Below are 12,901 nucleotides of genomic sequence, written 5' to 3' on the forward strand. Positions count from 1 at the left end.
TCAAGAATGCCCAATAACAACACACTGATATTCGGGAGTTCTCGTCTTTACAAGGCGGGACTGTGTCGTGCCAATGCGGGATAAGAAATCCAGAACCCCCAGTCCGAATCCAAATAGGAAGGTGTTGATGGTCGATCCCAAAATCAGGGCCGATTCCGCCATCCCATGAACCGCAAGCCCAATCACGATTGCCAAAGCGAACCAAAACTGCGGAGCCCATTCCGGCGATAAAGATTTGTAAACACGTCGAGCCGTGCTGAGAATAGACATACCTGCTATCACAAGCGCAATTGCCCCGAAAATGCCAGATTCCGCAACTGTTTGCAAATAGAGGTTTTGCAAATTCCCTGTACTTCTGCCAGAGCTTGATAACCAGCCGTGACCGAAAACAGGCTGACTGAGAATTAACTTGATTCCAACTTGCCACATTCCAGCACGCGTGTTCTTCTCGAAATCAGTCAATCTCTCGGTGGCCTCAACCGGAAGTTGAGCGCTCCAAACCAGCAATATCAGCGTCACACCAGCAACCGGCAATAAGAATCTTGCAGGACGGCGTATCCAAGGGACTAATTGAAGTGAACCACCAAGAACCGCTAACGCCAATGCAGCCCTCGACCCAGTTGCCACGACCAACAGTATCAAAATTGCTGTCCCTAAAGTACCTAGAAGGCGCCAAATGCCTCGATCGTTTATTGCTAAATATGACGTAAGAAATAGATAGCCTCCGGCTGTCATTCCAACCGCGTTGGCATTAATTCCATAAATAGCCAGCCGGCCAAGACGCGTCGTTTCTGCAGGATTTCTCAAATACTCGTACCAGGTCACGACAGCGGCCACTGTGGCAATCCCTCCCAGCCACTTCATCAGTTGTCGGAGAGATGCTGAAGTTGGGGAGGACAACCCCATCGCAATACCGAAGCACAGCGAGCTTAAAAACAGGGTCTTGTAAGCGATGCCCTGAAGCGGGTATCTTGACCACGTAGCGGCTAACACATAAATGAAGGCAAACCAAAGTATCGCTGGGGTTGCTCCGCCGCTGCGTCTTAACGCACCACTGAGCAATGCTGCAATTCCACCTAAGAAACACAACCCGATTCGAAGCAATTTCAGTTGCGATGACGACTCCCATTGGGTTGCCAACGACAACGGTGCAATTACGAGAAAAACCCCTGCAATGACGGCAGGAAAAAATACCAGGGGACGTGTTGTTGTCGCGAAGTTCACATCAAGTCTCCACCCGGTATGTCCCACATGTCAAAACGGCTTTGCACTGCTTGCAAGAGCCAGGTAACATTGTTTAGTAGTGAGCACGTTCCGCTCCCACGAGAATTCATGGGCAACGCGTTCACACTCCCACTGCCTATCGCCTTCAATTGCCTGGATAATTTCCCGTATCCCCTCACGCAGGTGTTCGACATCATCCGGTGGCACGAGAACTCCCACCTGATATTTCTTAAAGATCTCCCTGAAAGTGGGCAACGCCGATGCGAGCATGGGGCAGTTGTGCGCGATGGCGACGTTTAACACCCCGCTTTGCGAAGTAAAGGAACGGCTGTAAGGAAGGGCGAGCCAATCTGCCAAGGTAAATAGATTTGGAACTTCCTCGTACGGGATATAGTACGTCATCCATTTGACATGAACGCCATCGTGAAGCCCCAATTGCTCGGCCAGTGACCGAAGTTGGGAGATCGACGTACTGCGTTTAGCCTGTCCCGCTACGACGAGGAATAGCCGATCTTTATAAGGCACCATGGCCTGCAGAAAAAGATCAAGGTTTTTATCCGGGCGAATATCACCAAAAAAGAGGGCCACTTGTTTGTCCAAAGGTACTCCGTAACGCTTGCGGAGCGTTAGCTTGTCGCCTGCGGGTAGTCCATGGTAATATGGACCATGAGGCACAATATGCACTTTTTCTGGGGAAACGCCTGCAAAGTTAATCAAGTCTTGTTTCTGATACTCGCTATGGACAAAAAGGGCATCGCACGCTCGATAAAGACGTTTGAGTTGTTCGATCTCGTAGGGATAGCAGATTAAGCCCTGGGAACGGCGCACGTCATGCGCGGTGACCACGAGCCGAAGCCCGGCTTTTTTTAACTTTCGAGACCACAGCGCAAAGGTTACATGAGGAATCGTCGATAGGTGCAGAATTTGGGCTCCTGTCAGTCGCGCCCGCCTTATTGCCCGAATCGGGTTCACGAACAGGTTGATTGCGAACCGCAATCGCCGCCGGAGTGGTACAGGATGCGTTATTTCGCGGAGGCCCGGCCAAGTCGGATAGTTTGCCTGCTTCAGATAGTGATAACTGGGAATACACGCAAGCTCAACTTCGACTTCTGGCTGGTCCCGCAGGCGGGTCAGCAGTTCATGAACGTAGCGCCCAATTCCTCCGCCGGGGAAAGCGAAATAATGGAGCACGCGAACAGGAGTTTTGTTGTCCGACATCATTTGCTTTCAATCGTTGCCGCCGCTGTTGTATTCACAGCTTGATAATAAAGGCTCATCAGATTTTCAACATGCTGCCCCAGAAGAAAGCCTTCCTTAATTGTCCGAATGGCGTTCTGGCTCATCCGTTGAAGGCTCTCGGGCGAGTTGAGAAGCCGTCGGACTGCATCGGCTAGGGCGGTCGCATCGCGCGGGGGAACGAGAGCACCGTTGACTCCGTCCCGCAGCCATTGTCTAACTCCGCCGACGTCACTGGCAACAACGGGCACACCGTGGGCCATAGCTTCCAGACCAACGATGCCGAGGGTTTCAGGCCAAACAGATGGAAAGACGAATATCGTCGCGGATTTGAATAGTTCCGGGATTTGGCCACGGGATGCCCAGGGATGGACTTCCAACCTTGACGCACAATCCCATTTCTTTGCAAGTTCATTGATCCGCCTTGATGTGTCGCCATTTAAATCACCTACCAGGATCCCTCGCACTTCTGCGAGCTGGCCGAGGGCTCTAATGAAGACATCATAACCCTTTATTGGGCGAATCCGCCCCACAAAAAGGATTGTCGGCTTAGGGGGCGTCGGCCGCGGCTCATCCAACGGTTCGATAGGACAGAAGTAGGGCAGGGTTTGCGTTTTTTCCGCGGGGAAGCCAGCGCTGAGAAGTCGCTCCCGTACTGATTCACTCGGACATATGATCTTCGCAAAGCGTTCTCGCCATTGAAGGAACGTTTTGACTCGTCGATAGTAGGCCAGTGCGTACCTGGGTTTTGGGGTTAAACAATGTTTAAAGAGCGTCACTGCGAAACACGCAAGGCCGGCTTGCCGCTGGCAGATCGTTTTTGTCCGTCGATAAAAGAAGCTTCCGGCGGGGCACAGATACAAATAGTCATGACAGGTTACGACAGTGGGGCAAGATTCGAGACATGCTCGCAGCGCTCCCAAATTATAAACGCGATGGACGTGAATCACATCCGGCTTTATTTGATCCAGAATGCACCTTACCCGCTCGTATCCCAATTGTTCGGCGCGCTTTCCGAAGTGGCCGAGCTCCGGTACCTCAAACGAGTTAGGGAGAAGAGACGAATTGCCCTTGGCAAAGGCGTAGTACTGTTCGAGCCCATGCGACTCGAGCGCCGGAATTAAGTGGAGGAGATAGGTTTCGACTCCCCCGGTCCAGTTGAGATGTTCATTTAGGTGAAGGATTCGCACGGCTATCGTGTCGCACTGCTCGTTTGGGATGTCTGCACGGAACGCTGTTCGACCACCGCGAGCCAGCCAATATCTCGCAAATAGCAGCTCCAAGCCAGCTTGTCACGATGTGCCGAAAGGAGCCGGGGCAGAATAGAGACAAGGTCTAGATGGGCACGAAGGAACGCTCGAAACGGGATCGCGGATCGTCCCAAGGCCGCCCGTGCCGCATTCCGAGGCATTTCCCAGCTGATATATTTCAGAAATCCGCCGATACGGCTTTTCCATTTCCACCGGGCTGCGTAGATTATGCGATTTCGGGCAATCCACCTGGCCCGGCGGAGGAACGCCTGGCGATTTGTGGTTGCTGACCCGCCGAAATGGCCCACCCGAGCCCGCGTGCAAATGCCCACCTTGTATCCCGCCGACGAAATGCGCCGGCAAAGGTCATAGTCTTCGTAATAACTGCCATAAATGGGATCGAATGGCCCCGCCTTTTTGAGGGCTTCCGTGCGCACGACCATCGCGGCGGCCGTGATCTCGGGAACCTCGATAAATGCCGGAAGATCATCGACACTAACCTTGAGTCCCTCTCGCACCCTTGCATTTAGGGCAGGGTCGGCTCGCGAGCAGGTCAGAAAGGCCTCGTCCCAGGCCGTGCCGTCGTAGTTCTCGATAAGTGGGATTACAGCCCCGATATGCTCATCCTGTTTCATCACATCCAGGCAGGCCGACAGCCAATCTTCGCGGGAAACGGTGTCTTGGTTCAGGAAACAGATATACTCGCTGTCCATTCCGCCGTTGATGAGTGCGAAATTGTTGGCCTCGGAGAAGGGCATCGTCCATGGCGTTGCGATCGTCGAAAGATCTTCTGTGGCGTTCACAAGCTCAAGTAACTTTTCATTTCCGCCGTTATCGACAATCATTATCTTCGAATCTGCCGACGACACAACTTCTAGCGACTCAAGACAACACTTGAGCCAGGGGTCACCCTGATGTGCAGCTACTATTACAGTTATCTCGTCCATTCAGTTTTTCGCTTTCGGCATGACAAGATTACTGAGTTCTAGGTTTTGCTGGTTGAGCAAGTCTGCTACATCCGCAAAATTCTCAACACATTCGGCTAGAGTGCGAGGGTTTTGTTTTCTCAAGCGAGAATTGACTCTAACCGGCCGAACACCGAGAAATGGGAATATTGACTCCTCTAGAGCGAGTTGGGGATTTGCCGCAAGTGCTTCGTAAGATAAGGATACACTATTTCGCCATAATTCGGGACAGTTAACCGCCTCCATATACCTGCTTTTCACCGCGGTACACCATTCGATGAACTCCTCACGATCTACTCGACACTTTGTGGTGTGCACAGCCGTCTGTGTCGTCCCGACCCACTTCCCGGTTTGCTTTGCCAACTTCCACGAGACGTATTGTTCTGCCAGGCTGCGGCGGTAGAGTAGTATATAGCGGAAATCCGGAAGCTGCTCAACCAAGTAAGATAACGGGATGCTGTGCATTCTAAAATGGAGAAGATGAGTCTGAGCCCCCCGACATTTGCCCGGTTGAGCCAGCAGGCTTCGTTTGATATGCTTTATCACTGCCGTTTTTCTCCGAAAATGGAGCCGAATCCCTTCGGGATTGTATGGATTTAAAATTTCGCCGGCCACCGAGATATCCGGATGACTGCGAAGTAAATCAGCCAAGAAATTGGTTCCAGTTCTGGCCTCCCCAATTATTAAGAACGGAACCTCAGCTGGACATGAAACGCAGCTCGTTGAGTAAATCCTGATCCGATGAATAATTCGTTTGGCGGATCTTCGCAGATATTGATAGAGATTAGTCATTTTTGCCGAGGTTTCGGATATGGCTTACCAACTCAACGATTGCTTTGCGGTAACTTTGGCTTCCAAATAGGCGGCGAATTAACTCCGCCCGCCTATGGATGCTTCCTGATGAAGGGCGCACAAGTAAATCCCTGACCGTCCACGCAATTTGACTAGTATCCCCAAACTCCACCAAAAAGCCGGTTTCGCCGTGCTGGATCGTCTCCCCCAGGCCGCCCACCCGCGTGGCCACCACCGGCGTTCCTACGGCCATGGCTTCAATGGCCGTTCGGCCGAACGGCTCAGCACGGCTCGGGATACAGATGACATCACACGCCCGGTAAAACACGGCCATATCGGGCACAGTGCCGAGAAATACGACGTGTTCATTCAAATGATTGGCTGCCACCAGGTCCAACAGTTTTTGGCGGTAAGCAGGATCGCCGTCCCCAGTGATCGCCGCCAAGACCGAGGGCACGGACGCGACCACTCCCGGTAATGCTTCCAGAAAGAATTCGTGGCCCTTCACGGGTCGCAAGGTTCCCGGCACGCCCACGATAGGTCGCTCGATCGGCAAGCCGAGTTGGCGGCGGGCTTCCTCGCGAGTCAGGGTAAGTTCGAAGAACCGGTCTTCCACGGCATTGGGAATAAGTACCGTCTTGCCCGCGCAGCTCGATCCGAGCACGTTCTCCCACACAGCCCGGGAGATGACCACAACCCGGTCGGCCAGGGATTCGAGGCACCACCGCACCGCTTTGCGTCCGCCCGGCCAGGGGTCGTGCATCTCGCCGCCGACGTCGTCAAACAGTTCACGGATATGCCAAATGCAGGGCACGCGACACCACTTGGCGGCCAACGCCCCGGAAAGGCCCGTCAATGTGTTGACGTACACCAGAGCCGGACGCAACCGCCGCAGGCGTTGTGCGATTTGCCGGGCCGCCTGCCAATCGCGTATCCAGCGACGAAGACGACGGTGCTTTGGCCCGCCGGCCAGCCATTGACCGTGGGGCAGGATCTCAGTCGTGCAACCGCGGGCCTCATAGTCCGAGCGCATGGAGCCGTCCTGGGCAAAGATGACGTGCACCTGCGCCCCCAATTCTTGTAGGGCCTCAACCACCATCAGCCCGCTGGTCGGCGAGCCGGATGGCTTCGCGGTGGGTTGGAGAAATACGGCGGAAAAAGGCGTACCCACTTCAGACTGCACTTGTGGGCCTCACCAAGGATTGTACTGGAGCGAGGACCTCATCCACTGCGGACCACATTGCGTCGATCTCTTGCCGAATCCGATCGTTAGCCTCCCGGATTCGGTCGATTATGGTTGATCGCGTTGGCTCTTTGAGAATTTGTCCCATGATAGCTGTAAGTCCGTTCTGATCGCCAGCCTGAACGGCTGCCTCCGGGCAACCATGTTCGCGCATCAACTGGTCGTACTTGTGGCTCCAGCCCACGGCCAACGCGGGGACGTTTTGCGATAAAGCCCCGACCAAGGCGTGAAAACGGGAGCTGATCACCGCGTAGGCCGTTCCCAGAATCCCTTTCAGCCGCAGCGGGCAACTCTCTTCCACCACATCGATTTGAAAGCCGCAGGCATTTTGAATGGGTCCCACCAATGCCCGGTCTTCTGGTGTATGGATGAGGAGACTGGCGTTGAGGTCGTGGTTGATGACGCCTTTGATTGCTTCCGCGAGAAATGGAATATACCGTTCGGCCAGGCTGCGATCGGTTTTATCGAGCATTCGCATATTGGGCACGACAAACACTGTGCCGTTCCTTGGCTGAAATCCCTCGGGCAAAATGCCCTGTACAAGCGGCGTAAAATCGGGTGCTATCTTGATATTGGCCCGCTCCCCCACGACATCCACCAGATGGCGGTACGACTCTTCTTCCCGGGCGAAAACAAGATCGCAGTTCTCGACCAACTCCCGACAGGCCGTTCGAATAGCTGGCGTTGTGAAGGGGCCAAAGGCCTGCGGGAGGAGGATGATCTTCTTACCTTGTCTTTTCCATCGTCGGCAATTTCGGGCCATCAGCTGGGTAGGCCGAGGACCGTGTTGGTCGCCAAAGGCAAATCCAGAGGCATCGATGACGGCAGCGATGTTTTCCTCGGCGGCCAGCCCGTATTTTTTTCGGAACGAGCGATGGGCCAGCGAGGCAACCAGCTTGGATCGACCAAAGCGTTTTTCCGCGAGGAGCGTCCACAGGCCGTATTTTGCCCGATCGCGAAACGGGCCAAATTGGGCTGGGACGACGAACTCGGGCGGGTTGGGCTTTGCCCGAAAGTGCTGAAGCACGGCGATCGCCATGAGTTCAGCCCCTTTATTGTGTGTTCCCGTACCGTGGAGGAGGATCATTCTTGCTCGAAGTTGTAAGTCCGGAAAAGTTTGAGCGGTTTCTTCACGGACCTGGGAACCATACCTTCAGGGTCCGGCCAGCCTAATGCGATAAGCATCACGGGGCGTTCGTCGGGCTCCAGCTTCAAAAGCTCGGCCATTTTCTTTTCTCGTTCCGGAATATCCGGCCAGTTGATGCAGCAGGAACTCAAGCCGAGCGTTTCCAATGCCAGGATAAAGCTCATCGCTGCCAGCGCGGAATCAATATAGATGAGGTGGCGGTCACGGGCGTCAAAAAAATTCCGCAACTGTCCCACGATCACCACAATAACAGGGATCTGATGTTCATAACCAATGACTCCGTAAGGGATTGACGCCACCTGGCGAACCAATTCCGGATCGTCAAAAATGCGGAAGACGAAGGGCTGTCGATTGCACGCACTGGGTGACTGGGCAGCAACTTCTAACGCTTTGTCGATGAGCTCCCGGGGTACGGGCTTGGGCAGGAACCACCGCACCGATCGCCGCCTGTGTGCAAGTGCAGCGAGCGCTCCATACGATACCGGTGGCGGTTGGGATAAATCTCTACGATAGGGAATGAGCGGCTCGTCGCAAATCCGCGGGGGAGCGGGCAAACGCCGGAAGCGTTCCCGAAGCGGGTCAATCTTAGGATGACTGCCAGTGACCGCGAAATACTCGGCGAGTACGTCATGGGTCCACTGCAGTTGCTCTGCGGGAAGACCATGCTTGCCGTTTTGGGCCGCTTTAAGGGCCGCTTCGTATGCTTTCACTGTTTCTTCAATGTAATCGAGAGCGAAGACATCGCGTCTCGGCCGCATAATGAGGCCTTTTTCCAGCCGGTGGGTGTTGCGACGGAGGAGAACAAACCCTGGACTACCTATTGTTGCTTTATAGATCGCAATCCCATGCGTCGTTGCACTTTTTTCTCTGACCAACAGACGGAGGGGTTCTGCCCTTTGAAGTAAAATTTGCTTGATCCTGGGCAAAGCGCGACGTAATATGCCGAAAATCCTCATGACACCGTCGCAAGATCATATCCAGAGAAATATCGGTCAACTACTTTGCTACGCCAGCGCGGAGACAAAAGCGAAAACGCTTGAATGACATGCTTTCGGGAAGCCACACCCAGGCAGAGGGCCTTCAGCCACGCCCTGAAAAACGCTTGCCTCATTCCTGAGAGGAAATAGTAGTCGAGTTCAAGCGGCAACAGGCGTGCTTCAAGCTTTGCTCGAACGCTCCACGGCACCGCGTATTGCCGCGCCACTTCCCTTTGAAGACGATGAGATCCATACACTTTTCTTTTAAGTCGCTCAAGACTCTTCGCTCGTGAGCGACTGTTGCTCCGCACAGTTAACTCCACCGTCTCCGCGTCTAAGTACAAACATCTGCCTCGTGCAGCCGTGTGAAGCAGCAATTCGAGATTTTGGGCTTGATATTCTGGAGTAAATTGTTTATTCGGAAGATAATCCAGGCAGCGTCGTCGATAGCAATAAGCGCCCGCGGGAATGAACATACCATATCGGAGCAAGTTGTAAAGCAGGTTGCTTGAGTCCTTTAACCGAGGACTAAGTTTCGGACGAAGCAATGGTTGGAAGTTCTCATCACACCTTCTGTGCTCAGCGTAGACCAAATCAACAGTGGGATTGTCCTCAAAAGCCTTCACAAAAGCGTGCACTGCCCCTGGCAACAACATATCATCCGCATCCACGGGAAGGATAAGATCTCCTGTGGCAAATCGCAAGCCGTGGTTCATCGCGACGTGAGGTCCTCGATTCTCTTGACGTAACGTTATAAAGAGCTCGGCCGCGAAGTTGACCCGCGTCACCCAATACTGGATAAACTCCAGACTACCATCTGTGGACCCATCGTCGACAAAGACAATTTGAAGGGGTGTGTAATCTTGAAGTACGAGCCCCTCTAAATACCGTTTGAGGTACTTGCGTGCGTTAAACCCTGCAGTCAAGACAGTTACAAGGAACGAAGGCATATTGTGAGTCCGGCGATATTCTAACGCCCGGTAAATCGTCCTATTATTACGCCATGCGGTACAAAGTACAGTCTAGCGCTTCGAATCAATCGTCGGTTGCGCCAGACGTAAACACATTCCCTTTCGTGGCGTCGGAAGCCGTCATCCAAAACAAACACGCCGTTGTGTTGCAAAGCAGGCCGTAGGGACGGCGGGGTCTCCACGCGGCCTTGGCCAAAGGTACGAGGAGGCCCATCAACCAATACCATATCTATTAAACTATCGTGGACGGACTCCAAGAACTCGGGTATGTCAGTGGGGTATTTAAGAATATGTGCAAAGTCTTGCAAACCAAAACTCGCTAGTATACTCCTGGTCTGGTGCGCATATTGATCACTGTGTTCAAACGCAACAACCCTAAAGGGGGCCTGGGCGGATCGAGCGTAATTTGCAAACACCACTGTGCTTAAGCCGGATCCGAATTCACAAATGGTCTTGGGTGTATATTGCCGACAGAGCCTGGAAAGCAGCGCCAACGTTTCGCGCGGAAGACTGTAAACGGTTTCCATTTCGAGAAGCCGCGCTATTTCAGTATCGATCGAGACATTTTTGCCAGGTAGCGAGGCACGGGTCCTATCACAAAAGCGGTTGACGACTGGTTCACCCAACACTGTGGTAACTACAGTCAGCGTGGTCAAGCTAACGCTGACACGAACCCCCTTTTGCAGAAGCGTACAAACGGCGCGGTGTAAATGCCTGCTAATTCGTTCAATCGTTAGTGCGTTCATTACACGTAAGTGCCATTTATCCTAAGGAGCACACTGTCGTAGCGACGGGTTATGGCGCATAGCCCAAGCGCTTCGCAGTATCGCCGCACAAATTCCACAGGAGCGACCGGTTCTCGGAACATAACTCATTGTATGCAGAGCGAGGATATTTGGACGCATTATGCTTAACGGAAAGGACGGCTAAACATTGGTCGAGCATGTGCGTTTCGAAAGTCAGTCCTAGGAAAACCCACAGTCGCTGCAGTTGCTGATTCGGATCTGCGATAAGGTCCTCGAGACGAACTAAGAGGTACCGCGATTCCGGGATAGTCTGTGCAAAATGAATCGCAAATGTGTTTATTTCTGACCACAGCCAGCATGCTTTTTCGAATGGGCTCATTCGGGACCATTCGTCCGCAGTTATCTGGAGGCTGGGATATGAATTGGGTTTTGTACCTTGTGAGTCGACCAGTAACGTTCGGGGCCGGATGCGCCAGCGGTCAAGGCTAGCCGCCTGATACCATCCACGGGCCAGACCTGACGCAACTACCTCGGCGGGATGGCGCACTAAATGGATAAACTTACTCCGCGGAAGGGTAGTGCGAATGGCGGGGGCGAAGAACGTGAGCCAGTTGGACGTTTCGGCATAAAGGCGGCCTTTCAAATACGCGCTCGTTACGAGTTGCGATCGCGCTCGGTAAAGTATTTTAGCAAAACGCGCAAGTGGGATACATTCGTGCGCGTATGCGTCAAGCTCCTCAGCATATAAGTGTGGACGTGGTTCATGGTATGCGGCGATACGAGTGTCAATTGCGAGTAGTTTTGTGAGTGTTAAAGTTCCACTTCGACCGGTGGAAAGTACGAAGACGGCGTCTGTTTTTCTGAAAACAAAGGGCGAAATACAACGGATCAGAACCATTTTTAGCGGTCGGGGAATCATATGATACATAGCCGTGAACTGTCAACAAATGTGTACCGATAGTATTGGTGCTGGTAGGCAAGGACACACAGGGACTTAGCCCCTCGGGGAGGCTCGAGCAAGCTCCCAGCGACATTTTGGGATATACAGGGCCTTTTCGTAATTCACACGGTGAACCTGTCCCATTTCTGGCGCGTCTGCAACTTCGAGGGGAACGTTTGCTACTCGGTCCAGTGCCCTTCCTTCGCTGGAGACGTACACGGATAATCTGTATTGTCCCGGGGCCAAGCGGAGTTCTTCAAGGGTTAGTCGGAAGACTGATGCGGGTTTAATTTCCAGGCCTCGGGGCGAACTATAGAGGCTAGACCAGGTTACCACCCTTTGGCCCAACAAGGTCAAAATGCGCACATTGAAGTGTGCGTGATTGATCGTTTCTGTTGTCTCTAGCTCTAACTCAATGTGCAAGTCGTTTCCAAACCGGTGCACACCCGTAGAGCGATGATTTGCATCCGCCAAACGCAGCTTCTTGATTAGGGGCTTCAGGTGACTAGGTCGCTGCGCGTGGGAAAGATCAAACTCGCCCTGAGAAGGATAGTTGGCATCAAGGTGGTTTTGAACCGCTAGATCCGCAGGACCGTCAAGCACTACCCTACCGCCTCGCAGAAGTATTCCCCGTTCACACAGCGCTTCCACGGCCGCCATGTTGTGGCTGACGAAGAGGACGGTGCGGCCGGAACGGGCGACCTCGTTCATCTTGCCCAAACAGCGCTTCTGAAACTCGGCGTCGCCAACAGCGAGCACCTCATCGATGATGAGGATTTCCGGGTCGAGGTGGGCGGCCACGGCAAACGCCAATCGCACCTGCATGCCGCTGGAGTATCGCTTGACTGGCGTGTCGATGAATTTTTCCACCCCGGCAAAGGACACGATATCGTCGAACTTGCGGCGGATTTCGGCCTTGGACATGCCCAAGATCGCCCCGTTGAGATACACGTTTTCCCGGCCGGTCAACTCGGGGTGGAAGCCCGTACCGACTTCGAGAAGGCTTCCCACCCGACCGCGGATTTCCGCGTAACCGCCGGTGGGCTCGGTGATCCGGCTGAGGATCTTCAAGAGTGTGCTCTTGCCCGCCCCATTTGGCCCGATGATCCCGAGAACCTCGCCGTGCTTGACCTCAAAGGACACCCCTTTGAGGGCCCAGATTTCGCGTTCGGTGTCCACTTTGTCCTGCCCGTCACCCTGGCCGTTCTTCCGCCACACGCGGAAGGGGGCGGTGACGAGGTCCTGAAGGGCCTCCCGGAAGGTCTTAATCCCGACACGTTCGCCAAGGAAGAATTTTTTCGTGAGGTTTTCGACTCGGATGGCAATGTCACTCATGATGGCAGGTTAGAATCGGGGGAAACTCGCGCCAATAGGGGAGAAGATACGCCGCGGTGGACTGATCATGCGGAG

12 protein-coding genes are annotated in these 12,901 nt (G+C 53.7%); all 12 read right to left on the reverse strand.

Features of this window, described 5'->3' with window-relative positions; all coding sequences use genetic code 11:
* Window positions 1-1,224: an O-antigen ligase family protein gene (locus THTE_RS09160; RefSeq protein ID WP_095415153.1), complete on the reverse strand. Its 1,224-nt coding sequence runs from the start codon at window positions 1,222-1,224 to the stop codon at window positions 1-3.
* Between the two features lie 30 nt (window positions 1,225-1,254).
* The gene (locus THTE_RS09165) at window positions 1,255-2,445 is read right to left on the reverse strand and encodes a glycosyltransferase family 4 protein (RefSeq protein ID WP_095415154.1); all 1,191 of its coding nucleotides are present in this window, start codon (window positions 2,443-2,445) and stop codon (window positions 1,255-1,257) included.
* On the reverse strand, window positions 2,442-3,650 hold the full coding sequence (locus THTE_RS09170) for a glycosyltransferase family 4 protein (protein ID WP_168175822.1): 1,209 nt from the start codon (window positions 3,648-3,650) through the stop codon (window positions 2,442-2,444). Before THTE_RS09170 ends, THTE_RS09165 begins: the two co-directional genes overlap by 4 nt.
* A 2-nt stretch (window positions 3,651-3,652) precedes the next feature.
* Window positions 3,653-4,657 carry a glycosyltransferase family 2 protein gene (locus THTE_RS09175; RefSeq protein WP_095415156.1) on the reverse strand — a complete coding sequence of 335 codons (1,005 nt, stop codon included), beginning with the start codon at window positions 4,655-4,657 and terminating at the stop codon, window positions 3,653-3,655.
* Window positions 4,658-5,467 carry a sulfotransferase gene (locus THTE_RS18660; protein WP_420823844.1) on the reverse strand — a complete coding sequence of 270 codons (810 nt, stop codon included), beginning with the start codon at window positions 5,465-5,467 and terminating at the stop codon, window positions 4,658-4,660.
* A complete protein-coding gene (locus THTE_RS09185) occupies window positions 5,460-6,650 on the reverse strand; it encodes a glycosyltransferase family 4 protein (protein ID WP_095415158.1) in 1,191 nt (396 codons plus the stop codon). Before THTE_RS09185 ends, THTE_RS18660 begins: the two co-directional genes overlap by 8 nt.
* Window positions 6,640-7,797 (reverse strand): polysaccharide pyruvyl transferase family protein, encoded by a 1,158-nt coding sequence (locus THTE_RS09190; RefSeq protein ID WP_095415159.1) that lies wholly within the window; start codon window positions 7,795-7,797, stop codon window positions 6,640-6,642. Before THTE_RS09190 ends, THTE_RS09185 begins: the two co-directional genes overlap by 11 nt.
* On the reverse strand, window positions 7,794-8,615 hold the full coding sequence (locus THTE_RS09195) for a nitroreductase family protein (protein ID WP_207651688.1): 822 nt from the start codon (window positions 8,613-8,615) through the stop codon (window positions 7,794-7,796). Before THTE_RS09195 ends, THTE_RS09190 begins: the two co-directional genes overlap by 4 nt.
* Before the next feature lie 194 nt (window positions 8,616-8,809).
* Entirely contained in the window at window positions 8,810-9,784 is a 975-nt protein-coding gene (locus tag THTE_RS09200; RefSeq protein ID WP_095415161.1) for a glycosyltransferase family A protein, read from the reverse strand.
* Between the two features lie 20 nt (window positions 9,785-9,804).
* On the reverse strand, window positions 9,805-10,551 hold the full coding sequence (locus THTE_RS18665; RefSeq protein ID WP_095415162.1) for a class I SAM-dependent methyltransferase: 747 nt from the start codon (window positions 10,549-10,551) through the stop codon (window positions 9,805-9,807).
* A gap of 49 nt (window positions 10,552-10,600) precedes the next feature.
* Window positions 10,601-11,479: a sulfotransferase family protein gene (locus tag THTE_RS18670; RefSeq protein ID WP_095415163.1), complete on the reverse strand. Its 879-nt coding sequence runs from the start codon at window positions 11,477-11,479 to the stop codon at window positions 10,601-10,603.
* Window positions 11,480-11,545: 66 nt separating this feature from the next.
* Window positions 11,546-12,826 carry an ABC transporter ATP-binding protein gene (locus tag THTE_RS09215; protein WP_095415164.1) on the reverse strand — a complete coding sequence of 427 codons (1,281 nt, stop codon included), beginning with the start codon at window positions 12,824-12,826 and terminating at the stop codon, window positions 11,546-11,548.
* Window positions 12,827-12,901 lie beyond the last annotated feature (75 nt).

It is taken from the genome of Thermogutta terrifontis, assembly GCF_002277955.1.
GTDB classification, from domain to species: Bacteria; Planctomycetota; Planctomycetia; order Pirellulales; family Thermoguttaceae; genus Thermogutta; species Thermogutta terrifontis.

What these genes read in the sequence shown, in the direction of transcription:
- THTE_RS09165 (WP_095415154.1), bottom strand. Translation starts at nt 2,445, where the DNA reads ATGATGTCGGACAACAAAACTCCTGTTCGCGTGCTCCATTATTTCGCT.
- THTE_RS09175 (WP_095415156.1), bottom strand. Translation starts at nt 4,657, where the DNA reads ATGGACGAGATAACTGTAATAGTAGCTGCACATCAGGGTGACCCCTGG.
- THTE_RS18660 (WP_420823844.1), bottom strand. Translation starts at nt 5,467, where the DNA reads ATGACTAATCTCTATCAATATCTGCGAAGATCCGCCAAACGAATTATT.
- THTE_RS09190 (WP_095415159.1), bottom strand. Translation starts at nt 7,797, where the DNA reads ATGATCCTCCTCCACGGTACGGGAACACACAATAAAGGGGCTGAACTC.
- THTE_RS09195 (WP_207651688.1), bottom strand. Translation starts at nt 8,615, where the DNA reads ATGCGGCCGAGACGCGATGTCTTCGCTCTCGATTACATTGAAGAAACA.
- THTE_RS09200 (WP_095415161.1), bottom strand. Translation starts at nt 9,784, where the DNA reads ATGCCTTCGTTCCTTGTAACTGTCTTGACTGCAGGGTTTAACGCACGC.
- THTE_RS18665 (WP_095415162.1), bottom strand. Translation starts at nt 10,551, where the DNA reads ATGAACGCACTAACGATTGAACGAATTAGCAGGCATTTACACCGCGCC.
- THTE_RS18670 (WP_095415163.1), bottom strand. Translation starts at nt 11,479, where the DNA reads ATGTATCATATGATTCCCCGACCGCTAAAAATGGTTCTGATCCGTTGT.
- THTE_RS09215 (WP_095415164.1), bottom strand. Translation starts at nt 12,826, where the DNA reads ATGAGTGACATTGCCATCCGAGTCGAAAACCTCACGAAAAAATTCTTC.